This window comes from Pseudomonas sp. SR18 (assembly GCF_023701505.1).
In the GTDB taxonomy this organism is placed as follows: domain Bacteria; phylum Pseudomonadota; class Gammaproteobacteria; order Pseudomonadales; family Pseudomonadaceae; genus Aquipseudomonas; species Aquipseudomonas cyclaminis.
On the sequence record NZ_JAMQAU010000010.1, the window covers coordinates 102,249 to 124,891 of the forward strand.

Consider the following 22,643-nt stretch of genomic DNA (forward strand, 5'->3'; position numbering starts at 1 on the left):
CCACTTTCCATGGTGTTTTTCGAGGCGGCTTACGTGCAGATTCAGGGTCATTACGAACTCCAGTTCGAAGCGGTACGTGAAGCGTTTGCCGCGCTGTTCGATGACCCGCAGGAGCGTGGTGCCGGGCTCTGCATCCAGATCGGCGGCGAAACCGTCGTCGACCTGTGGGCGGGTACGGCGGACAAGGACGGCGCCGAGGCCTGGCACAGCGACACCATCGTCAACCTGTTCTCCTGCACCAAGACCTTCACCGCCGTCACGGCCCTGCAACTGGTGGCCGAGGGCAAGTTGCAGTTGGACGCTCCCGTGGCCAGGTATTGGCCGGAATTTGCCGCTGCCGGCAAGGAAAACATCACGCTGCGCCAGTTGCTCTGCCATCAGGCCGGTTTGCCGGCGATCCGCGAAATGCTGCCCACCGAAGCCCTGTACGACTGGCAATTGATGGTCGACACCCTGGCTGCCGAAGCACCTTGGTGGACGCCAGGCCAGGGCCATGGCTACGAAGCGATTACCTACGGTTGGTTGGTCGGCGAATTGCTGCGTCGGGCCGATGGGCGTGGGCCGGGTGAGTCGATTGTGGCGCGGGTTGCAAGGCCGTTGGGCCTGGACTTTCATGTGGGCCTGGCAGACGAAGAGTTTTATCGTGTTGCCCATATTGCACGCAGCAAAGGCAATATGGGCGATGAGTCCGCGCAACGGTTACTGCAAGTAATGATGCGTGAGCCCACCGCCATGACTACACGGGCATTTGCCAACCCACCGTCTATTCTGACCAGTACTAATAAACCTGAATGGCGACGCATGCAGCAGCCCGCGGCTAATGGTCACGGTAATGCACGCAGTCTGGCGGGTTTTTACAGTGGGTTGTTGGACGGTAGTTTGTTGGAAGCCGACATGCTCGAAGAGTTGACCCGTGAACACAGTATCGGTTTGGATAAAACATTATTGACACAAACTCGTTTTGGCCTGGGCTGCATGTTGGATCAACCGCAGTTGCCCAACGCCACGTTTGGCCTGGGCCCACGGGCTTTCGGGCACCCGGGCGCTGGCGGCTCGGTCGGTTTTGCCGATCCTGAGCATGATGTAGCGTTTGGTTTCGTGACTAATACATTGGGGCCTTATGTACTTATGGACCCCCGTGCACAGAAGTTGGTCGGAATATTGGCCGGTTGTCTGTAAACCCCTTGCTGTTTCACGTTTTTTTGTTACAAAGGCAACTATAAGAAGGCGCTGAACGAAATTTTGTAACTTTAAAGTTCTGTAAGCGTCTGTTTAACGGGTCATCCAGACCCCCGTTTCTTTTCTCATTTTGTGGATATCTCATGTTATCGAACAAGTCCTTGGCACTGGCGCTTTGCCTCACCATTACCGGCTGCGCACAAACTCCACAGAATGATGCCGAGGGTGGGCATTGGTGGTCATTTGGATCTGATAAGGCCGCTACCAAGGACGCAGTGACCCAAACCGACGCCAAGCCAGATGCCAAGCCTGCTGCTGGCGCCAAGACTGCCGCACCTGTAGCGGCTGCTGCACCTGCACCTGCACCTGCACCCGCATCTGCTCCGGCAGCCAAGGCTGACACTGGCTCCAGCTGGTGGCCGTTCTCCTCCAAAAGCGCCGACGAAAAAGCTGCCGATGCCAAGGCTGCAGACCTGAAAGCCGACCTCAAGGCCGCCACTCCGGCACCTGCCGCTGCGCCAGCCGTTGCCAAGACTGACAGCGAAACCCATTGGTGGTGGCCGTTCGAAAGCAAACCCAAGCCATTGTCCAAGGTCGACGTGACCAACGTGCCGATGCCTGATCCGAAAATCACCCAGGCCTGGTTGGACGACTATGAGCCGCGCCTGCGCGCCGCCATCAAGGACAGCAACCTGCAACTGGAACGTCGCGACAACGTGCTCGTCGTGATTGCCCCGGTTGATGGCTCCTACAACCCGAAACGTCCAGCCATGCTGCTGCCGGTTACCCTTGGCCCGTTCACACGTGTTGCCAAGGCTGTTGAAGCCGATCCCAAGACCGCCGTGCTGGTTCTTGGTCACGTAGACGCCACCGGCACCGCCCCGGCGAGCCAGGCGTTGAGCAAGGAACGCGCACAGTCGATCGCTTCGATTTTCAGCCTCAGCGGCTTGAAGCAGGATCGACTGATGCTGCGTGGCATGGGTGACCTGATGCCACGTGCCGCCAACGACAGCACCCAGGGCCGTGCGCTGAACCGTCGCATGGAAATTATGTTCACTCAGCGTACAACTATGTTGGCGCTGCTGAGCAAGTACAACTCGGGCAAGACGCCGCCTGTGGCTGAAATGGTTGCGGTACAGAACGTACCTGCACCGGCTCCTGCTGCCAAAGCACCGGCGAAAAAAGCCCCGGCCGCCAAGAAAGCTGCCGCCAAGCCAGCCGCTAAAAAGGCGCCGGCCAAGCCAGCGGCCAAGAAAGCGGCTCCGGCCAAAGCCAAGGCTGCTGCACCGGCGAACGACCAGGCCAAAAACTGATTCGCTGAACCAGAAGGATAAAGCCGCATGACCCAGGCACTGGCCGATATGCGCCGTGACTACACACGGGACGGTTTGAGCGAGGCCCAGGCCCCGGACGAGCCGTTTGCGTTGTTCCACCAGTGGTTTGCCGACGCGGTGAAAACCGAGCAGCCACCGGTGGAAGCCAATGCCATGACCCTGGCAACGGTCGACCAGGACGGTCGCCCGCACTGCCGCATCCTATTGCTCAAGGGCCTGGATGCGCAGGGCTTTACCTTCTTCACCAACTATCAGAGCGCCAAGGGTCAACAGCTCGCGGCGCGGCCGTTCGCAGCCATGACGTTTTTCTGGCCGACCCTTGAGCGCCAGGTGCGCATCGAAGGGCGGGTGGTCAAGGTCACGCCTGAGGAGTCGGACGCGTATTATCAGGTCCGGCCTTTGGGCAGCCGCCTGGGCGCCTGGGCCTCCCCGCAGAGCCAGGTCATTCGTGACCGTGCAGAACTGCAAGAGCTGCTCAAGGCCACCGAACAGCGTTTCAGCGATACCCAGCCCGACTGCCCCGAGCATTGGGGTGGCTACCGTCTGCTGCCGGAGCGTATCGAGTTCTGGCAAGGTCGCGCCAGCCGCCTGCATGACCGCCTGAATTACCGCCTGCAAGGGACCGAGTGGGCCCGCGAGCGCCTGGCACCCTGAGCGGCACCTTTCGTCACCTCACCTGAATGTTGTTCGCAGCACCGACGTCTCTATGGGAGAGACTTCGGTCGCATGCGGCTGCCCGGCTACAATGATGAAACCGTCATGACATCTGTTGGCGCAAAAACTGAGCTACCGTTTGTCGAGTTTTGTGGTGTGTGCAGTCTGTACTCAGGCTGAATGAAAGCAGTTTTCTGTGGTGCTTGCCGTGACAGGCGCCAAGCCGCAGCGTCTAATGAACACCTGTCCTTTGGAGTTGATGCTATGCGTAAGTCCGTTTTACTGGTTGCCTGCTTTACCACCCTGTCGCTGCTGCTGGGTGGCTGCGCCTCAAGTTTGACCGGCGATTCGTATTCCCGTGATGAAGCGCGTCGTGTACAGACCGTGCGCATGGGCACCATCGAATCTCTGCGTCCGGTGAAAATCGAAGGCACCAAGACCCCAATCGGCGGCGCTGCCGGCGCAGTCATCGGCGGTGTTGGCGGCAGCGCCATCGGCGGCGGCCGTGGCAGCATTGTCACTGCGGTGATCGGTGCAGTCGCCGGCGGCCTGTTGGGTTCGGCCACCGAAGAAGGCCTGACCCGCACCCAAGGCGTGGAAATCACCGTTCGCGAAGACGACGGCAGCATGCGCGCCTACGTGCAGGCCGTGCAGGAGAATGAAATCTTCCGCATTGGCGACCGCGTGCGGATCATGACGGTGGATGGTACTAGCCGCGTTACCCGTTAAGCGGTAAGCAGCAGGCAAAGAAAAACCCCAGCCGGGTGACCGGTTGGGGTTTTTTGTGGGCGTTGTTCAGGGGGGTCAGGCTTTCTTGCGACTCGCCATCGCCGTCACCATATACCCGATACATGCCGCCAATATCGACCCGGTCAGAATCCCCATGCGATCCTCGCCGGCAAACTCGCTGACGCCTGGTACAAACGCCAGGGAGCCGACAAACAGGCTCATGGTGAAGCCGATGCCGCACAGGATTGCCACACCAAAGACCTGGCCCCAGCTCGCACCACTTGGCAGTGCTGCGAGGCCGGTCTTGATGGCCAGCCAGGTGAGGCCGAACACACCGACGGTCTTGCCGATCAACAGGCCCGCGGCAATACCCATGGGCACGTGATGGGTGAAGCTTTCCAGGCTGACACCGGTGAGGGATACGCCGGCGTTGGCAAAGGCGAACAGCGGCAGGATGCCGTAAGCCACCCATGGGTGCAGGGCGTGTTCGAGGGTCAGCAGCGGCGAGGGTTCGGCGTTCTTGGTGCGCATCGGGATGCAGAACGCCAGCGTCACGCCGGCCAGCGTGGCGTGCACGCCACTCTTGAGTACACAGACCCACAGGATCAGGCCGACGATCAGGTAGGCCCAGAGCTTGATCACGCCGAGGCGGTTCATCGCGATCAAGGCCACCAGGCACGCGCCTGCGCCTGCCAGCGCTGCGCCGGACAAATCGGCGGAATAGAACACAGCGATCACGATGATTGCACCGAGGTCATCGATGATGGCCAGTGTCATCAGGAACAGCTTCAGCGACACCGGCACGCGTTTGCCCAGCAGCGCCAACACGCCCAGGGCGAAGGCAATGTCGGTGGCCATCGGGATCGCCCAGCCCGAGAGGGCGCTCGGGAAGTCCTTGTTGATCGCCCAGTAGATCAGCGCCGGCACCACCATACCGCCGATAGCAGCAGCGCCGGGCAGTACCACTTGCGATGGCTTGGACAGATGGCCGTCAAGCAGCTCGCGCTTGACCTCCAGGCCGATCAACAGGAAGAACAGCGCCATCAGGCCATCGTTGATCCACAACAAGGCCGGCTTGTCGATTTTCAACGCGCCGATCTGCGCCACCACGGGCACGTCGAGAAATGCGCCGTACAGGTGCGACAACGGTGAGTTGTTGATGATCAGTGCCAGGGCCGCAGCGGCGATCAACAACAGACCGCTGGCGGCTTCCAGCTGGAAGAAACGGGTGAAAGTGCTACGCAGAGCCAAGGGATGCTCTCCAATCCGGATTCAATAGGTGGGTACCCTAACCCGTACCGTTAGTTGTTAAAACAAAAGTTATATTCTTATTTGTTATAAGCAATGGTCGGGTTCAGCGTTGCGTCAGGGGCCGGGAATTGTGTGTCCAATTGAGTCGTTACTGTATCTGTGTCGAGTGTAGGAAAGATCCTAATATTGGCCTGGAAATCCTTAGAGAAACCCACCATGAGTGACCATCGTCCTTGGGCTCGCGAAGCCATTCGTATCATCGAAGCAGACTTCCAGCGCAGCGCTGACACCCACCTGATCCCCTTGCCGCTGCCGGGGTTGCCCGGTATCGAGTTGTACTTCAAGGACGAGTCGAGCCATCCCACCGGCAGCCTGAAACACCGGCTGGCCCGCTCGCTGTTTCTGTATGCGCTGTGCAACGGCTGGCTCAAGCCCGGAGCACCGGTGATCGAGGCCTCCAGCGGTTCCACGGCGATCTCCGAAGCTTACTTCGCACGGCTGCTGGGCCTGCCGTTTATCGCGGTGATGCCCGCCACTACCTCCCAGGAAAAAATCGCGCAGATTGCTTTCTATGGCGGCAAGAGCCATTTGGTGCAGGATCCGACGCAGATTTACGCCGAATCCGAACGCCTTGCGCAGGAAAGTGGCGGCCACTTCATGGACCAGTTCACCTACGCCGAACGCGCTACTGACTGGCGCGCGAACAACAACATCGCCGAGTCGATCTTCCAGCAGATGCGCTTTGAGCAGCATCCCGAGCCGAGCTGGCTGATTTCCAGCCCCGGCACCGGCGGCACCACGGCGACACTGGGCCGCTACGTGCGCTATCGCCAGCACTGCACCCGCGTGCTGTGCGCCGATGCCGAGCGTTCAGTGTTTTTTGACTATTACCAGACGGGTGATGCCAGCCTGCGCCTCGATTGCGGTTCGCGCATCGAAGGCATTGGCCGGCCACGGGTCGAGGCGTCGTTCTTGCCGAAGGTGATCGATGCGATGGTCAAGGTCCCGGACGCGCTGTCACTGGCAGCCATGCATTACCTGGCCGAGCGGCTGGGTCGGCGAGTCGGTGGTTCCAGCGGGACCAACCTGGTGGGTGCACTGATGGCGGCGCAGCAGATGAAGGCTGAGGGGGAGTCGGGTTCTATCGTGGCGATCTTGTGCGACGGCGGGGAGCGATACGCCACGACCTATTACGACCAGGCATGGTTGGCAGGGCAGGGGTATGAGTTGGACGGGTTGATGGCGGCCGTTGCGGCCAGTGTGGAGCGGGGCGAACCGTTGCCGGCCAGCGTCTTGCGCGCAAATATCTGACCCGACGTTGACCCGAATGTGGAAGAGGGGCTTACCCCTCCCACATTCAATTTGCGCTGTTCTCAGGCCTGGATGCCGAGCATATCCCGCGCCAACGCTTCGGCGATCCGAATCCCATCAACGCCTGCCGACAGAATCCCACCGGCATAACCGGCGCCTTCGCCGGCCGGGAACAGACCCTTCACATTCAAGCTCTGCATCGATTCGTCACGGGTAATCCGCAGCGGTGATGAGGTGCGGGTTTCGATGCCGGTCAAGACGGCGTCGTGCAACGAGTAGCCCTTGATCTGCTTTTCAAAGGCTGGCAACGCTTCGCGGATAGCTTCAATAGCAAATTCCGGCAGCGCCAGTGCGAGATCGCCCAAGGACACGCCCGGTTTGTAGGACGGTTCCACACTGCCGATGGCGGTGGACGGCTTGCCGGCGATGAAATCACCCACCAGCTGTGCCGGCGCCTCGTAGTTGCTGCCGCCGAGGATGTAGGCGTGGGATTCCAGGCGTTCCTGCAACTCGATACCTGCGAGTGGGCCACCTGGGTAATCCACTTCCGGCGTGATCCCCACCACGATGCCGGAGTTGGCATTGCGCTCGTTACGCGAGTACTGGCTCATGCCGTTGGTCACGACGCGGTTCGGCTCGGAGGTGGCTGCCACCACGGTGCCGCCGGGGCACATGCAGAAGCTGTAGACCGAGCGGCCATTCTTTGCGTGGTGCACCAGTTTGTAATCGGCGGCGCCCAGCTTCGGGTGCCCGGCGTATTTGCCCAGCCGCGCAGCGTCGATCAGCGACTGCGGGTGCTCGATGCGAAAGCCCACCGAGAACGGCTTGGCTTCCATGTACACGCCGCGGCCGTGGAGCATGCGGAAGGTGTCGCGGGCGCTATGGCCCAGGGCCAGGATCACGTGCCTGGACAGGATCTGCTCGCCGCCATCCACCACCACGCCGTTCAGTTGGCCGTCTTCGATCAACACGTCCGTCACGCGTTGTTCAAAGCGCACTTCACCGCCGAGGGCGATGATCTGCTCGCGCATGTTTTCCACCACGCCGGTCAGGCGGAATGTACCGATATGCGGTTTGCTGACGTAGAGGATTTCTTCCGGCGCGCCGGCCTTGACGAATTCGTGCAGCACTTTGCGGCCGTGGAATTTCGGATCCTTGATCTGGCTATAGAGTTTGCCGTCGGAAAAGGTGCCGGCGCCGCCTTCACCAAACTGCACGTTGGACTCGGGGTTGAGCACGCTTTTGCGCCACAGGCCCCAGGTGTCCTTGGTGCGCTGGCGCACTTCCTTGCCGCGTTCGAGGATGATCGGCTTGAAGCCCATTTGCGCCAGCAGCAGCCCGGCGAAGATGCCGCACGGGCCAAAACCGACGACGATCGGCCGCTCAACCAAACCTTCGGGGGCCTGGCCGACAACCTTGTAGCTGATGTCCGGCGCCGGGTTGACGTTGCGGTCATCGGCAAACTTGAGCAGGAGGGCGGCTTCACCCTTCACGTCCAGGTCGATGGTGTAAATGAAGCACAGCTCCGACGTCTTCTTACGGGCGTCGTAGCTGCGTTTGAACAGGGTGAAATCGAGCAGGTCATCACTGGCGATGCCCAGGCGCTGCAAGATGGCAGGCCGCAGGTCTTCTTCGGGATGGTCGATGGGCAGCTTGAGTTCGGTGATTCGTAACATGACAGGATCCGGTGTGCGGCGTTCGGTGAGGCCGGCGGTTTTGCAAACCGGCGATTATAAGCCCCAACCGTGGTTTCCCGTCATGCTAAAAAGTGCAGGATGCGATCAATCGTCCCGCGAACCACCGAAAGCCGCGCAGCCACGCTGGACTTGACCGTTGATCCGCAATTCAGCGGTCATGTGTTGCAGGCTGCCACTGACGCTGTCCACGCAGCGTTGCGGGGCCACCCACAGCTCGACGTGCTGGTTGTTGGCTTCGGTCATCAGGTTGAAGCGACCGTCACCGATCTGCTCCTCTACATACGGCACCGCGAGTGGCGGCTGGCCTTCGCGCTCAAGCACCATGCCCTTCGCGGTGACGTTCATCGCCCAGGCGGGCTTGTGGCCGTTGGCGCGCAGGGTCATGCGCTTGAAGTCCGGGTCGTCGCAGGCGGCGGTCGAGCGTTCTACGCGATAGAGTTGTTGCAGGTCCACACTGCCCTGAGTGCCGCTGGCAACGCCGGAGAACTTGCCGCGCAGGTCGGCAAACAATGCACCCTGCTGACCGGCCAGGGAGGCCGCTTCCTGCAGGATGCTGGTGCCACCGGTGTCGTTGATCACATAGTTGCGTTTGTCGTTGCACGGCTGGAACAAGAGTTTGCCACCGACGGCTGTGAGTTCACCCTGCATGCGGGTCAGCCCCGCGAGAGAGGGCTTCGCCGGCTCGCTTTCGAACATCTGGCAAGCGGCGAACAGGGGAAGCAAGGCAAACAGGGCGAGGTTACGGACGGCACGCATAAGGGGTCTCCAGACAAGTGCCGCCACGTTACGCAGGCTGGCGATGCATCACAAGCCCGGCCGCCAGCTTCAGCCATTTCTGACAGGCGTAGAATTCAGCCTACGATAAAGGTCTGGCCGGTCTGCAAGCCTTCCACGCTTTTTGCGTAGGCCAATGCCACATCAGCGCCCGGAACCGGTTTATAGCCACGGAAATACGGCGCGTAGCTGCCCATGGCTTCCACCAGTACCGTGGGGCTGACGGAGTTGATCCGCAGGCCCCGGGGCAATTCAATGGCGGCGGCCTTCACAAAGGCGTCGATTGCACCGTTGACCAATGCGGCCGAGGCGCCAGTACGAATCGGATCGCGGTTGAGAATGCCGCTGGTGAAGGTGAACGAGCCTGCGTCGTTGGCGTATTCACGGCCAATCAGCAGCAGGTTGACCTGGCCCATCAGCTTGTCACGCAGGCCCAGTTCAAAGTCGCTATCGCTCATGTCCCCCAGCGCCACAAAATTCACACTGCCAGCGGCACAGACCAGGGCGTCGAACTTGCCGGTCTGCTCGAACAGCGTGCGGATCGAGGCACTGTCGCTGATATCCACCTGGAAGTCGCCGCTGCTGCGGCCGATGCTGATCACGTCATGACGCTGCGCCAGTTCGGCCTTAATGGCTGTACCGACGGTGCCGCTGGCGCCAATCAATAGGATTTTCATGGTGCAGTTCCTCCAGGGGTAAGTGAAGGTTCAGTCTAGAGTGGCTTTTCAAGCGGATAAACGTGCTAATAGGCAACCTTTGGTTTTCAAATGGAAACAATCCATGAGCGAGATGGATGACCTGGCGGCCTTTGCCGTACTGATCGAAGCGGGCAGCTTTACCGTGGCGGCCGAACAGCTGGGCTGCAGCAAAGGCCAGTTGTCCAAGCGCATCTCCCAGTTGGAGGCACAGTTTTCCGTTGTGTTGTTGCACCGCACCACACGCAAGCTCAGCCTGACGGCCGCTGGCGCGGCGTTGCTGCCGCAGGCCCAGGCATTGGTGGTGCAAGTAGAACGTGCGCGTCAGGCATTGGCGCGGCTCAAGGACGATCTGGCCGGGCCGGTGCGTATGACCGTTCCCGTTTCATTAGGCGAAACCTTCTTCGATGGCTTGTTGCTGGAGTTTTCCAGGCAGTACCCCCAGGTGCAGATCGAGCTTGAGCTCAACAACAGCTACCGAGACCTGGCGCGGGACGGTTTTGACTTGGGGGTGCGTTCGGGGGCGATCGAAAACGAGCGTCTGGTGGCCAAACCTTTGCTGGCCTGGCATGAGATGACCTGCGCCAGCCCCGCCTATCTGGAACAGCACGGCGAACCACTGACCCCGGCGGATCTTGCGGCGCATACCTGCTTGCTCAATAGCCACTACAGCGGTCGTGAGGAATGGCTGTATCACCAGCAGCACGAGTTGTTGCGGGTCAGGGTGAGTGGCACGTTCGCGTCCAACCACTACAACCTGTTGAAGAAGGCCGCGCTGGTCGGTGCCGGAATCGCCCGGCTGCCGTCCTACGTACTGCACTCGGAATTGGCTGACGGCCGATTGCGCTGGCTCCTGCGCGATTACCAGACGCGAAGCCTGCCGATGTACCTGGTTCACCCTTATCAAGGTGGCCTGCCCAGGCGTACCCAGGTACTGGCTGACTACTTGGTGGACTGGTTCAAGCGCAGCGGCGAGGCGCTGGATCGGCTTTAACGGGAGCGGCGGGCAATCAAGTGGTCGATGGAAAAACAGCCTGGACCCTTGGCAACCAACAGCAACAACAAGGCAAGCCAAGTGCCGTGGGTAGGGTAGGCGTCCGGGTACACAAACAGCTGAATAACCAACGTCATGCCGATCAAGGCCAGGGCCGAGAACCGCGTAGCGAACCCCACCAATATCAGCACCGGGAAAAAGTGCTCGGCAAACGCCGCCATGTGCGCGGCCACTTCCGGCGACAACAACGGCACGTGGTACTCACTGCGAAACAGCGGCAATGTCGACGCGGCGAGTTTCGGTTCGCCCAGCTGGAACGTGCCGCTGATCAGGTCGATCGCGAAACCTTCGACCTTGGTTTGCCCGGATTTCCAGAACACGGCTGCAATGGAAAACCGCGCAATAAACGCGATCAGGCTGTAGGGGATTTTCTCGAAAAGCGCGATGGCCCGTCTGATGAGGCACGAAGGGGTGGTGTTCATGGCGATACCTTTTGTTCTGGGAGCAGGTGAGTGATGGCGTCGTGGTTGATCAGCAGTGACAGACATTGGTGCAGGTCAAATTCGGCGCAGGCTTCAAGGGCGTCTGCCACGGCCGTTTCCAATGCAGCGCCGTGGTTCAGGCTATTGATAAACGCGACCGAGCCGCCGTCGATGGCGAAGACCTTGACGCTCAGTCCGTGGCGCAGCACCAGTGCACTTTGTGCCTGCCAGGGATCAAGGCTGGCCAGGGCGCCCTCGGTCTGGTGCGCCGCCCAAACTGCGACCACGGCGTAGGCGCAGTTCAACGTGGCGAGGGATGGGTGCAGTTGCAGGCGTAATGCGCCCAGCGCCGTTTGGGCCTGCAGGTGTTGTAGTACGGCCTGCTGATTCACCGACGGCGTATCCGCTGCGTGATAGGCACGAACCCGCAGGCGTTCCAAGCGGGCCACATCGGCCAGGTAAGGCACGCTGGCGGCGGGTTCAAAACCCTGGATGAAGTCGGCAAATGTGCTGCCGTAGTCGCTCATCAACGGGCTGTCGGGTGGTGAAGCCTGGACGTAAACGCTGGCCATTGCGCGGAAAAAATCATCACCTACCAGGCGCACCGTTACGGGGTACGCCGTGGCCAGTGCATTGATCAGTGCACTGTGGACATTGTTGCGATACACCGTAAAACGACTGGCCGGGTCGGCGCCGTTACTGCTGAAAAGGCCGTCCGGGCAGGGCTGATCGGGCGCCAGCAAGGCGCTGGTGAATGCGTCGTGAAGGCTCATGGGCGGACCTTGGATAAATAACGTTCGGCCTGATGGGCTTCAGCGTGCAACACGTTGAAGGCAGGCACTTGGTTGTCACGCTCAATCAGGGTGGCGACCGGGCCCGTGCGTGTGAGCACCTGCTCGTAAAGCTGCCATACCCTGTTGTCGATGGGGGCACCGTGGTCATCTATCAGCAGGCGATCACCCAGGCTGTCGGTGTCTTCGGCAAAACCTGCCAGATGAATCTCGCCCACGGCGTGCAACGGCAGGGCGTCGATGTAGGCCAGCGGGTTGCGTTGGTGATTGATACATGACACGTAGACGTTGTTCACGTCCAACAGCAAGCCGCAGCCGGTACGGCGGATGATCTCGCTGATGAAGTCGGTCTCGTCCAGGGTGGAGCGCTCGAACTGCAGGTAGGTCGATGGATTCTCCAGCAACATCGGCCGCTTGAGGGCGCTCTGCACCTGATCGACGTGTTCGCAGACCCGGTTCAGGGTGCTGGCGTCGTAGGCCAGGGGCAGCAAGTCATTGAGAAACACCGGGCCGTGGCTGGACCAGGCCAGGTGTTCGGAAAAAGAGTGGGGTTGGTAGCGTTCGATCAGCGCCGCAAGCCGTGCCAGGTGCTCACGGTTGAGCGGGCCTTCGCCGCCGATGGACAGGCCCACGCCATGCAGCGACAGCGGGTACTGTTGGCGAATCAACCCCAGGTAATGATGGAAAGGGCCGCCGGCGACCATGTAGTTCTCGGCGTGCACTTCAAAAAAACCGATATCGGGAAGGGTCTGGAGCACCTCGTTGAAGTGCTCGCTCTTGAGCCCCAGCCCGGCCCTGGAAGGAAGGCCGGGTGCCTGAGCCGTTGAGACCTTGTGCAGAGTGGAAAGCGTCATCATCCGTACTCAGGCTATGCAGGGTTTCAGGACTTGGCGGTGAAGGCCGCTTCCTGGCCGAAGCCGGTCGGCGAGGTAGAGCTTGGGGTTTGGGTGCAGGTGCCGGCGGGGACCAGTTTCCAGGCGTTGGCCTGATCCTTGGTTTTCGACGTGCCCGCACAGGAAGTGCCCGCGCCTGCGGCGCAATCGTTTTTGCCGGCTTCTGCGACGCCGAAGCATTTCTGCATGTCGTCGGCGGCATGGGCGGTTGTGGTCAGGGCGGACAGGCTCAAGGCGGAACCCAGGGCCAGGATGAGGGCGGAGGCGGACAGTTTGGTGGTCATGGTGTATCTCCAGTAGTGGTCGTGTGGGCAGGCTTGAGTGCCTGCATGCACCACTAGAGAGGGGAGGGCTGAGTTCGTTACATGCGGATCGAAAATAATTATTCAGGGATCACGCGAAACAAATGTGGGAGGGGGCGAGCTCCCTCCCACATTTAGATCCGGTTTATTCAGCAACCGTCTCTTAGCCGCCCAGGTACGCTTCCCGTACCTTCGGATCGGTCAGCAACTGCTCACCCGTGCCCTGCATCACCACCCGACCGTTTTCCAATACATAGGCGCGGTCGGCGATTTTCAGCGCCTGGTTGGCGTTCTGTTCCACCAAAAACACGGTCACACCGTCTTTGCGCAGCTGTTCGATGATGTCGAAAATCTGCTGGATGATGATCGGTGCCAGGCCCAGGGACGGTTCGTCCAGCAGCAGCAGCTTGGGCTTGCTCATCAGCGCCCGGCCGATGGCGAGCATTTGCTGCTCGCCGCCGGACATGGTGCCGCCGCGCTGGCTGAAGCGTTCCTTGAGCCTTGGAAACAGGTGCAGCACCTTGTCCATCTGCTCCTGGTAGTCGCCCTTGTCGGTGAAGAACCCGCCCATGGCGAGGTTCTCTTCGACGGTCAGGCGCGAGAACACGCGGCGGCCTTCCGGCACTACGGCGATGCTCTTGCGCATGATGTGCGACGACTCCTGGCCCACCAGCTCTTCACCCATGTAGCGGATGCTGCCGCTGTGGGCCTGGGGTGAACCGCACAAGGTCATCAGCAAGGTGGACTTGCCGGCGCCGTTGGCGCCGATCAGGGTCACGATTTCACCCTGGCGCACTTCCACATTGACGCTGTGCAGGGCCTGGATCTTGCCGTAGAAAGTGGAAACGTTTTCGAATTGCAGCATTTTACGCTTCCCCCAAATAGGCTTTGATCACTTCAGGATTGTCGCGGATCTGCTCCGGCGTCCCGTCGGCCAGCGGCGTGCCCTGGTTGATTACCACGATGTGGTCGGAAATGCTCATGACCAGTTTCATGTCGTGTTCGATCAACAGCACCGTGGCGTTGTTTTCCTCACGCAGCACGCCGATCAGCGCCTTGAGGTCTTCGGTTTCCTTGGGGTTCAGGCCGGCCGCTGGTTCGTCGAGCATGAGGATCCGCGGGCGGGTCATCATGCAGCGGGCGATTTCCAGGCGACGTTGCTGACCATAGGCCAGGGTGCCGGCAGGGCGGTTGGCGAACTCGGTCAAGTTGACCTTGTCCAGCCAGTACTCCGCATACTCCATGGCCTCGCGCTCGCTTTTGCGGAACGCCGGGGTCTTGAACAGGCCTGCAAAGAAGTTGGTGTTCAGGTGACGGTGTTGGGCGATCAACAGGTTCTCGACCGCCGTCATGTCCTTGAACAACCGCACGTTCTGGAAGGTACGCACCACGCCCTTGCGGGCGATCTCGTGGCCGGCCAAACCCTGGATCGGCTGACCGTCCAGCAGGATGCTGCCACCGCTCGGCTTGTAGAAGCCGGTGAGGCAGTTGAACACTGTGGTCTTGCCGGCGCCGTTGGGGCCGATCAATGCCACTACCTGTTTCTCCTTGACGGTCAGGGCCACGCCGTTGACCGCCAGCAAACCGCCAAAGCGCATGCTCAGATTTTCGACTTTCAGGATCTCGCGGCTCATTTGCGCAGCTCCATGTGTGGACGTTGCATGGGCAGCAGACCTTGAGGGCGCCAGATCATCATCAGCACCATCATGGCGCCGAACATCAACATGCGGTATTCGCTGAACTCACGCATCATTTCCGGCAGCAGGATCATCACGATTGCCGCCAGGATCACGCCCAGTTGCGAGCCCATGCCACCCAGAACCACGATGGCGAGGATGATCGCCGATTCGATAAAGGTGAACGACTCCGGGGTGACCAGGCCTTGGCGCGCAGCAAAGAAGCTGCCGGCGAAACCGGCGAACGCGGCACCGAGGGTGAAGGCGGAGAGCTTGATGATGGTCGGGTTCAGGCCCAGGGCGCGGCAGGCGATCTCATCTTCGCGCAGCGCTTCCCATGCACGGCCAATCGGCATGCGCAGCAAGCGGTTGATCACGAACAGTGCTGCCAGCGCCAGCAACAGCGCAACCAGGTACAGGAACACCACTTTGCTCACCGGGTTGTAGGCAATCCCGAAGTACTCGTGGAAAGTCTGCATGCCCTCGGCGGCGGTGCGGTCGAACGACAGCCCGAAGAACGTTGGCTTGGGGATGCTGCTGATGCCGTTGGGGCCGCCGGTGATGTCCGTGAGGTTACGCAGGAACAGGCGGATGATTTCCCCGAAGCCCAACGTCACGATGGCCAGGTAGTCACCGCGCAGGCGCAGCACCGGGAAGCCCAGCAGGAAGCCGAACGTGGCCGCCGCCATGCCGGCCAGCGGCAGGCAGATCCAGAAACTCCAGCCCAGGTAGTGCGAGAGCAGCGCGTAGGTGTAGGCACCCACGGCGTAGAAGCCCACATAGCCCAGATCGAGCAGGCCGGCGAGGCCCACCACGATGTTCAGGCCCAGGCCCAGCAGCACGTAGATCAGAATCAGGGTAGCGATATCCACCGCCCCGCGCGAGCCGAAGAACGGCCAGATCAACGCGGCCACGATCAGGCCGATGATGATGTAGCGCTGGGTGCGCGGCAGGGTCAGGAATTGGCTGACCTTGGGCGATACCAACGGGCCGCGGTTGCGCTTGAGCAAGGCACCGACCTGATCGCTGAACAGCACGCGCAGGAACATCAGCACCGAGCACAGGGCAATGATGGTCAGGGTCACGGGACCGGTGCCATGCACTTCCAGGTTGATGCCGACAATGCTCAGCTTGAGGCCGAGTACCGGAAAGGCCACGGCCCATACCAGCAAGGCGCTGAAAAACGCCGATTTAAGATATCTGCTCATACTTTCTCAACCTCCGGACGGCCCAGGATGCCGGTCGGACGGAACAACAGCACCAGAACCAACAGGCCGAACGCGACGACGTCCTTGTATTGGTCGCCGAAGATATCGGCACCAAACGCCTCGGCCACACCCAGCACCAGCCCGCCGAGCATCGCGCCCGGGATACTGCCGATGCCGCCCAATACCGCCGCGGTAAAGGCCTTGAGCCCTACCAGGAAACCGGCGTTGGGGTTGATCACGCCGTACTGCATGCTCAGCAGCACCGCCGCAACAGCGGCCAGCGCGGCACCGATCACGAAGGTCAGGGCGATGATGTTGTTGGTGTTGATGCCCAGCAGGTTGGCCATCTTGATGTCTTCGGCGCAGGCCCGGCAGGCGCGCCCCAGACGGGAGCGGGAGATGAACAGGGTCAAGCCCAGCATCGCCACCAGGGTGACGACGAAAACCAGGACCTGCATGTACGAAATCAGCACTTCTTGTGCGCCACCCGGGCCGAAGGAGAAGCTCCCCGGGATCAGGTTGGGAATGGACTTGTCCTTGGAGTCCTGGGACAGCAGTACGGTGTTCTGCAGGAAAATCGACATGCCGATGGCGGAAATCAGCGGGATCAGGCGGTTGCTGCCACGCAAGGGACGGTAGGCAACACGCTCGATACTGTAGCCATAGGCACTGGTCACGATGATCGACGCGAGGAACGCAGCGGTCATCAACAGCGGCAGGGAGTGGATACCCATCATGGCCAGCCCGGCAAGGGCGATGAAGGCCACGTAGGAACCAATCATGTACACCTCGCCATGGGCGAAGTTGATCATTCCAATGATGCCGTAAACCATTGTGTAGCCAATGGCTATCAAGGCATAGGTGCTGCCAACGGTCATACCGTTAACCAGCGTTTGGAAAAAATGATAGATCTCAGGCATTACAGCGCTCCTAAAAACCCGATACGCATTTCACTGGTGGAGTCATGTTCCGGCCCTGTGCTGTGTTCTGTGAGCACATTTGCACAAAGCGTTTGCCAGCGAACCGCTGGTGACGGTTTTAAGATTTTCAGGTGAGCCAGCGCCCGGATCGCGGGTGACAGGCCCATAAACCTCGTAAAACAAAGCCCACTGCTCTCACAGTGGGCTTGTTGGACCAGTAACGCCTGGCTTACTGAGGGGAAACTTCGGTTTTAGGTTTGCCGAAGTGCCATTCGTAGACCACGAACTTGAAGTCCTTCAGGTCGCCCTTGGCGTCGAAGCTCAGCTCGCCGGTAGGGGTCTTGAAGGTGCCTGCGTGGATGGCAGCAGCCACTTTGGCGGTGTCATCGCTCTTCGCGGCGGCGATACCACCGGCGATCACTTCAACAGCCGAGTAGGCCGGGAACACGAACGGACCGGTTGGGTCCTGCTTGTTCTTGGTGAACTCTTCAACAATGGCCTTGTTGGCTGGATCGGTGTCGAAAGACTTCGGCAGGGTCACCAGCAGACCTTCGGAAGCGTTCTGGGCGATTTGCGAGATGGAGTCGTTGCCGACGCCTTCAGGGCCCATGAACTTGGCGTTCACGCCTTTTTCCTTGGCTTGGCGCAGGATCAGGCCCAGCTCAGGGTGGTAGCCACCGTAGTAGACGAAGTCGACGTTGGCTTGCTTGAGCTTCTGGATCAGCGAGCCGAAGTCCTTGTCGCCAGCGTTGATACCTTCGAAGAGGGCAACTTTCACGCCTTTCTTCTCGAGAGTCTGTTTAACGGCGGTGGCGATGCCTTCACCGTATTGCTGCTTGTCGTGGATGACTGCAACGACTTTTGGCTTCACGTGGTCGGCAATGTAGTTGCCGGCCGCCGGGCCTTGGGCGCTGTCCAGGCCGATGGTGCGGAACACCAGCTTATAGCCACGGGAAGTGATTTCCGGGCTGGTGGCCGCCGGGGTGATCATGATCACGCCTTCGTCTTCATAGATGTCGGACGCTGGCTGAGTGGAGCTGGAGCAGAGGTGACCGACCACGAACTTGACGCCGTCGTTGACCACTTTGTTGGCCACGGCCACGGCTTGTTTAGGATCGCAAGCGTCGTCGTATTCCTTGGCTTCAAGCATTTTGCCGTCGACGCCGCCTTTGGCGTTGATGTCGGCGATTGCCTGCTTGGCACCCATGAATTGCATGTCGCCGTATTGCGTTACAGGACCCGTCTTCGGACCGGCGATGCCGATCTTGATGGTGTCAGCTGCGAACGAATGGCCGGCAACCCCAGCCAGGACCATAGCGGCAAACAGTTTGGAAATCTGCTTAGTAGCCTTATTCATAGTGCTCCACTCTTACTGTTGTATTTTTTATAGTTCTAGCGGCCTTGTGAGCTGCAGAACCGGATCAGATATCTCGGATATCCCCCCGGCAGTGCCCTGGCAACTGTACCGGTACAGTGTAGAGCGCCGATTCATCGCTTGAAAAGCTGGCTGCTGGGGGCAAAAGCCGGGTGTGTCGCTTTAATGAAAGAAAAAGACAGAATTGCGGCGGGGTGATGCCAGAGTTTCGGGCAATCCTTGGCTTTCCTGACACTTTCTATCGATGACTCATTTGCAACTGGGTTTTTCTAGCTTGGCCGCGACGTTATGATTGCGCCGATTTTTTCCCAAGGTGAATTCCCATGACGCAAGAACCTAGCACCCTCTATGCCAAGCTGCTCGGTGAAACGGCCGAAATTTCCTGGAAGGAGCTTGAGCCGTTCTTTGCCAAGGGTGCCCTATTGTGGGTCGACGCCGGTCTGGATTTGATCGAAGCCGCCGAGGGAATGGCCGAGGACAACCGTGACAAAGTCGCTGCCTGGCTGGCCTCGGGCAGCCTGGGCGAAGTGTCTGCAACGCGGGCATTGGACCTTGTGGCGCGTGACCCTGGCTTGTGGGCGGTGGTGGTTTCGCCGTGGATACTGATCCAGGAAAGGGCGGCGCAATAGCTGTTGGCACCAAAATGGTGCGCGTAATCCCGCTGCAAAAGTGTGTAGCCGAGTAACCGCAATCGACGTGATGGCATGTTGCCGTGAAGAAAGGTCACAGCTCAGGGTGACGTGCGCGTCATGGGAACAGTTTTCCCGTGGGCGAACGGCTGGGAGAATTGTTTCTCGGTGTTAATAGATGGAAGTCGGAGGTCAGAACATTCCGTAGGAAGCGGTGAATTCCGGTAAAGTTCGTCGCTTGTTACCCGGAGCTAGTTATGCCGTCAGCGCTGCCCCCTTTAGCCAAGCCCTCGCACCAACTGCTTTACCTTATCTACGGTAATCAGGACGTTTATCGGCGCGAAGCCAAATTCAGCATCCTCACCGCCTTGTCCCAGCTGAAAGCGGGCGAGTCGTTGTGCATTCGGGTCATGACCGATCGCCCCCAGGACTACCTCGGCTGGCCGGTTGAAACCATCAGCCTGGATGAACAGACCCTGACCCAATGGCAGGGTGAGAACGGCTATACCCACCGCCGCAAGGCCTGCGCGATTGCCCACGGGCTGACGCTGGCGGACAAAACCCTGTTTGTCGACACCGACACCCTGTTCCTCAAATCCCCCCATCGTGTGTTCGAGCTGATCGAGCCGGGCCAGTACGTGATGGATGGCTTCGAGTACGACTGGAGTTACGTCTGTCAGCGTGCGGACTACCTCAAGCTGGGCGAACACCTACAGGCCCACGGCATCTGTGCCGATAACAGCTTCAAGCTCTACAACAGTGGCCTGTGCGGTGTGCGCGCCAGTGATGCGCCGCTGCTCGAAGCGTCTATCCGCCTGATCGACGAGTGGACCCAGCACACGTTCGATATCCACACCATCGAGCAAATCGCGATTTCCTTTGCGATGCGCGATCAGAAGGTGCGCGAGGCGCGCAAGTTCGTGCATCACTACTTTGCCGACAAGCGCTTCTTCCATGCCATGCAGGCGCACTTCTTCACGCTGCACGGTGAGGTATTCGGCCCCGAGTTGGTAGCGCGTTGCCTGGATGTGCCGCAGGTCAAACCCGTGCCGTCGCCCTGGCAGCGGCTGCGTATCAAATGGAAGCTGCGCAATCAGCGCAAACACGTCAAAAAGGTCGGCCGCGATTTGCTCTACGGCAGTTCGGCACCTGAGCATCCGTACTACGACGTGTGCCGACATGGCTGGTGGGAATCGGCATCGCGGGAGATTCGCAGCTGGAATGAGGCCGAGCAGAAGCGCTTTTTCGGTGCGAAAGACGCCGGCTGGCCGAAGCATTTCCCCCGGCCTGCCAAGCGCGCTGACGAAAAGACCATCATCGCGTTCCTGCGCCAACGCATGACGCACTGAGGTTGCGACGGCGCCACGCGGCGCCGTCGCACAGTGCTAGGCGGTTTTGCCGGTGTGGTTGTTCAACGAAATTACCTTGGTCTTGCCGATGCGGTGACGGTAGATCTCGCGCAGGTACTTGATCGCTTTCTTCACACAGTCCCGTGACAGACGAATGTCATTGATCGACACGAACTTGTCTTTGTCGTTGATCAACTCGCGGTACTTCTTTTCATACATCGGCTTGATCGCGTACCAGTTGGTGTCGAGGATCTTCGCCGGGTTTTCAAACTCGTTGAGCAACTCGTCGATCCGGTCTTCGTCGAAGTCCTCGTGGATGATGAAGTCCAGGATCGAGTTGTCCAGGGTGTCGTCGAAGCGGTACGGGTTGCGTGCGAAGCAGCGTTTGATAAAGGCCACGATCAGCGTCAGGAAGTCATCCGACAGGCACGGGCTCTTGGCGATCAAGGTGGTCAGCGACAGGTTGGCCGAGGCGCCGATCACCAGGGCATAGCGCTTGAGGGTGGTGTTGGGGAACAGGCTGTTGAGGTGGGTCTTGAGCCGGTTCAGGTCCATATAGGACAGCTTGTAGTCCTTGGGCAGCGAGACGATGGACACCACCGACGAGCAGTTCTTGAAGAAGTGCAGGTCGTGCAGCGCCGCCGCGTCATAGCCGGAGTTCTTGTACTGCTCCAGGGACGCCTTGTAGCGCTTGGACTCGATCGGCAACAAGCTGATGCCTTCGATGGCCTGGGTGACTTTGTTGAAGTGCGGCAGGTCGATGGAGCGGAAGAACAGGTCGTCGATGTTCAGGCGTTGCGGCTCTTTTTCGAAGACTTTGAACTTGTCATTCGACGGCGCCGGGGTTTCCGGGACCACGGACTCGGCGTAGGCAATCGCCACCGGGCCGGCCAGGCTCATGAACAGGTCGTTGGCGTCCAGGCGGATGGTTTCGCCGATGTCGATGCCGGCGCGACGGAAGTAGTTCTGGTCGTAGTCGGTGGTCACGGCCTGGGCGGTGAGGATGTTGAAGATCTGTTGGGAGATGTACTGGTTGGCGTGTTTTTCCATGGCATTGACGTCAATGTTCTGGATGTTGCCGTCATCGCTTTCTTCGGCGTAACGCATGATGTCGTTGGAGATCAGCATCATCGCGTTCCACGGACGGATACGCCCCTTCACACTGGCTTCGCTGCTGTCCTCGTTGTCGAAGTTGTACGAGAAGTCCCACTCTTCCGACAGGTATTTGCACAGCAGCCGTCCGGCATTGATGTGCAACGCTTCGGACATTTCGCTGCGGTGATCGGAAATATTCGGCAGCACGCAAATGCCGCTGGTGAAGATCGGTTCGAAGACGAAAGCGTGGCCGCTCTTGCTGTCGTGCTCGTCGGCGGGCTTGGTGTCGAACGTCTTGTTCATGTACGAGTGCTGCTGGGCCAGGCCGAATTCCGAGGCCATGCCCGAGCCGGTGCCGCCACCGGCGCTGAAGATCGAAAAATACAGGCGCGACTGGTTGGCCTTGATACCGCAGGAGTCGATCAGGTACGAGTGGATCATCTTCCAGTCAGGGCTGGAAAAACGCTGGGTGTCTTTATTGAGGATGATCTTGGCCAGGTACTGGCCGAGGATCGGCGCATTACCGGCGCCGCCGGCATGGACTTCCGACAGGTCCATGATTTTCATCTTGCTGTAGTCGCGCAGGAAGCCGCTTTTTTCGCTCTTGCGCGAGAAGCGGATACGCCCGGCAATGTCCTTGTCCAGGTCGCCGAGCATCACCAATGGTTCCACCAGGAACACCGGCTTGCTGGCTTTGCCGCCGCCCAGGCGCAGGTTGTTGCGGATCCACTGGGTGGGGCTGTAACCCTTGTCCTGATGGCTCTTTTTAAATTGAAGCTTATCTTCGTTGCTGAACTCGTTCAGGTAGAACTTGCGCGCGTTGTACACCAACTCCGCCACGTCCAGCGCAATGTTCGAACCGCAGCGCCCCAGGCCGATCAGGCACACCGAGGGGAATTCCTGCTCGCTGCGCTGCTCGCCGTCCATTTCCAACTGAGGCGGGCGCGGGAACACCATGTCGCGCAGGCCGTCGAGGTTATCGAGGATGCGGTCGGTATTGGTCTCGGTGAAGTACAGGTATTGCTGGGTGGACAGCGGGCGGGCGCTGCTCGATGACTTTGAACCTGAGGATTTTTCCGCAGGAGCTGTGGGCAACACGTCGGATACCACGGTGGCAGAGTTATTTTTAGAAGTCATGGTGCGCCATGTGCCTGGGCGGATGGCTGAAAAGAATAAAACGGCCATCACGGAGTGGGAGTTCGCGACTTTGCAGTGCGTCCTTGTCCGGGATAATCGGGTTTGACCCTGTGTTCTCAGGACAAACCTGGCCGGACTCTGATGAATCGGCCGTTTGTCGGGAATCTT

Annotated in this window: 22 protein-coding genes; 8 read left to right on the forward strand and 14 right to left on the reverse strand. The window is 59.9% G+C overall.

Annotation, left to right across the window (positions count from 1 at the left end):
• Nucleotides 1–33: 33 nt before the first annotated feature.
• The 4 genes from NDJ82_RS16340 to NDJ82_RS16355 all read left to right on the forward strand — a co-directional run bounded on the left by NDJ82_RS16340 (nt 34) and on the right by NDJ82_RS16355 (nt 3,896).
• A complete protein-coding gene (locus NDJ82_RS16340) occupies nt 34–1,179 on the forward strand; it encodes a serine hydrolase domain-containing protein (RefSeq protein ID WP_250925863.1) in 1,146 nt (381 codons plus the stop codon).
• Nucleotides 1,180–1,322: 143 nt separating this feature from the next.
• Nucleotides 1,323–2,492, forward strand: coding sequence for an OmpA family protein (locus NDJ82_RS16345; protein ID WP_250925864.1), 1,170 nt, complete (start codon nt 1,323–1,325; stop codon nt 2,490–2,492).
• 27 nt (nt 2,493–2,519) lie between these two features.
• Nucleotides 2,520–3,167 (forward strand): pyridoxamine 5'-phosphate oxidase, encoded by a 648-nt coding sequence (gene pdxH, locus NDJ82_RS16350; protein ID WP_158876264.1) that lies wholly within the window; start codon nt 2,520–2,522, stop codon nt 3,165–3,167.
• Nucleotides 3,168–3,431: 264 nt separating this feature from the next.
• The gene (locus NDJ82_RS16355) at nt 3,432–3,896 is read left to right on the forward strand and encodes an outer membrane lipoprotein (RefSeq protein ID WP_003189251.1); all 465 of its coding nucleotides are present in this window, start codon (nt 3,432–3,434) and stop codon (nt 3,894–3,896) included.
• A 75-nt stretch (nt 3,897–3,971) separates the two neighbouring features.
• Here NDJ82_RS16355 and nhaA read toward each other — a convergent pair whose 3' ends face one another.
• A complete protein-coding gene (gene nhaA / locus NDJ82_RS16360) occupies nt 3,972–5,147 on the reverse strand; it encodes a Na+/H+ antiporter NhaA (RefSeq protein ID WP_099583320.1) in 1,176 nt (391 codons plus the stop codon).
• 216 nt (nt 5,148–5,363) lie between these two features.
• On the opposite strand from nhaA, the gene NDJ82_RS16365 reads away from it, so the two are divergent.
• Nucleotides 5,364–6,458, forward strand: a complete 1,095-nt coding sequence (locus NDJ82_RS16365; protein ID WP_250925865.1) for a PLP-dependent cysteine synthase family protein — start codon at nt 5,364–5,366, stop codon at nt 6,456–6,458.
• Between the two features lie 62 nt (nt 6,459–6,520).
• Here the strand turns inward: NDJ82_RS16365 and NDJ82_RS16370 are convergent, their stop codons facing one another.
• The 3 genes from NDJ82_RS16370 to NDJ82_RS16380 all read right to left on the reverse strand — a co-directional run bounded on the left by NDJ82_RS16370 (nt 6,521) and on the right by NDJ82_RS16380 (nt 9,606).
• A complete protein-coding gene (locus NDJ82_RS16370) occupies nt 6,521–8,134 on the reverse strand; it encodes an NAD(P)/FAD-dependent oxidoreductase (RefSeq protein WP_099583318.1) in 1,614 nt (537 codons plus the stop codon).
• Nucleotides 8,135–8,239: 105 nt separating this feature from the next.
• Nucleotides 8,240–8,911, reverse strand: coding sequence for a COG3650 family protein (locus NDJ82_RS16375; RefSeq protein WP_112193893.1), 672 nt, complete (start codon nt 8,909–8,911; stop codon nt 8,240–8,242).
• A gap of 95 nt (nt 8,912–9,006) precedes the next feature.
• On the reverse strand, nt 9,007–9,606 hold the full coding sequence (locus tag NDJ82_RS16380; protein WP_250925866.1) for a short chain dehydrogenase: 600 nt from the start codon (nt 9,604–9,606) through the stop codon (nt 9,007–9,009).
• A 103-nt stretch (nt 9,607–9,709) separates the two neighbouring features.
• On the opposite strand from NDJ82_RS16380, the gene NDJ82_RS16385 reads away from it, so the two are divergent.
• Nucleotides 9,710–10,618, forward strand: coding sequence for a LysR family transcriptional regulator (locus NDJ82_RS16385; RefSeq protein WP_112193897.1), 909 nt, complete (start codon nt 9,710–9,712; stop codon nt 10,616–10,618).
• On the opposite strand, the gene NDJ82_RS16390 is transcribed toward NDJ82_RS16385, so the two are convergent.
• The 9 genes from NDJ82_RS16390 to NDJ82_RS16430 form a co-directional block, all read right to left on the reverse strand.
• Nucleotides 10,615–11,100 (reverse strand): DoxX family protein, encoded by a 486-nt coding sequence (locus tag NDJ82_RS16390; RefSeq protein ID WP_099583314.1) that lies wholly within the window; start codon nt 11,098–11,100, stop codon nt 10,615–10,617. The genes NDJ82_RS16385 and NDJ82_RS16390 overlap by 4 nt on opposite strands.
• Nucleotides 11,097–11,873: an HvfC/BufC N-terminal domain-containing protein gene (locus NDJ82_RS16395; RefSeq protein WP_250925867.1), complete on the reverse strand. Its 777-nt coding sequence runs from the start codon at nt 11,871–11,873 to the stop codon at nt 11,097–11,099. The genes NDJ82_RS16390 and NDJ82_RS16395 overlap by 4 nt, the downstream gene beginning before the upstream one ends.
• Nucleotides 11,870–12,748: an MNIO family bufferin maturase gene (gene bufB / locus NDJ82_RS16400; protein ID WP_158876254.1), complete on the reverse strand. Its 879-nt coding sequence runs from the start codon at nt 12,746–12,748 to the stop codon at nt 11,870–11,872. Before bufB ends, NDJ82_RS16395 begins: the two co-directional genes overlap by 4 nt.
• 23 nt (nt 12,749–12,771) lie before the next feature.
• Entirely contained in the window at nt 12,772–13,068 is a 297-nt protein-coding gene (locus tag NDJ82_RS16405; RefSeq protein WP_112193901.1) for a BufA1 family periplasmic bufferin-type metallophore, read from the reverse strand.
• Between the two features lie 181 nt (nt 13,069–13,249).
• Nucleotides 13,250–13,951 carry an ABC transporter ATP-binding protein gene (locus NDJ82_RS16410; protein ID WP_078731918.1) on the reverse strand — a complete coding sequence of 234 codons (702 nt, stop codon included), beginning with the start codon at nt 13,949–13,951 and terminating at the stop codon, nt 13,250–13,252.
• Between the two features lies 1 nt (nt 13,952).
• Nucleotides 13,953–14,720 carry a high-affinity branched-chain amino acid ABC transporter ATP-binding protein LivG gene (livG, locus tag NDJ82_RS16415; RefSeq protein WP_012722652.1) on the reverse strand — a complete coding sequence of 256 codons (768 nt, stop codon included), beginning with the start codon at nt 14,718–14,720 and terminating at the stop codon, nt 13,953–13,955.
• A complete protein-coding gene (locus tag NDJ82_RS16420; protein ID WP_099583309.1) occupies nt 14,717–15,970 on the reverse strand; it encodes a high-affinity branched-chain amino acid ABC transporter permease LivM in 1,254 nt (417 codons plus the stop codon). The genes livG and NDJ82_RS16420 overlap by 4 nt, the downstream gene beginning before the upstream one ends.
• Nucleotides 15,967–16,890 carry a high-affinity branched-chain amino acid ABC transporter permease LivH gene (gene livH / locus NDJ82_RS16425; protein WP_025855194.1) on the reverse strand — a complete coding sequence of 308 codons (924 nt, stop codon included), beginning with the start codon at nt 16,888–16,890 and terminating at the stop codon, nt 15,967–15,969. The genes NDJ82_RS16420 and livH overlap by 4 nt, the downstream gene beginning before the upstream one ends.
• 229 nt (nt 16,891–17,119) lie before the next feature.
• The gene (locus NDJ82_RS16430) at nt 17,120–18,247 is read right to left on the reverse strand and encodes a branched-chain amino acid ABC transporter substrate-binding protein (RefSeq protein WP_099583308.1); all 1,128 of its coding nucleotides are present in this window, start codon (nt 18,245–18,247) and stop codon (nt 17,120–17,122) included.
• A 341-nt stretch (nt 18,248–18,588) separates the two neighbouring features.
• Here NDJ82_RS16430 and NDJ82_RS16435 point away from each other — a divergent pair, with 341 nt between their 5' ends.
• On the forward strand, nt 18,589–18,894 hold the full coding sequence (locus NDJ82_RS16435) for a DUF2288 domain-containing protein (RefSeq protein WP_250925868.1): 306 nt from the start codon (nt 18,589–18,591) through the stop codon (nt 18,892–18,894).
• Nucleotides 18,895–19,151: 257 nt separating this feature from the next.
• On the forward strand, nt 19,152–20,243 hold the full coding sequence (locus NDJ82_RS16440) for a hypothetical protein (RefSeq protein WP_158876250.1): 1,092 nt from the start codon (nt 19,152–19,154) through the stop codon (nt 20,241–20,243).
• 36 nt (nt 20,244–20,279) lie between these two features.
• Here NDJ82_RS16440 and NDJ82_RS16445 read toward each other — a convergent pair whose 3' ends face one another.
• A complete protein-coding gene (locus tag NDJ82_RS16445) occupies nt 20,280–22,475 on the reverse strand; it encodes a hypothetical protein (RefSeq protein ID WP_158876249.1) in 2,196 nt (731 codons plus the stop codon).
• Nucleotides 22,476–22,643: the final 168 nt, after the last annotated feature.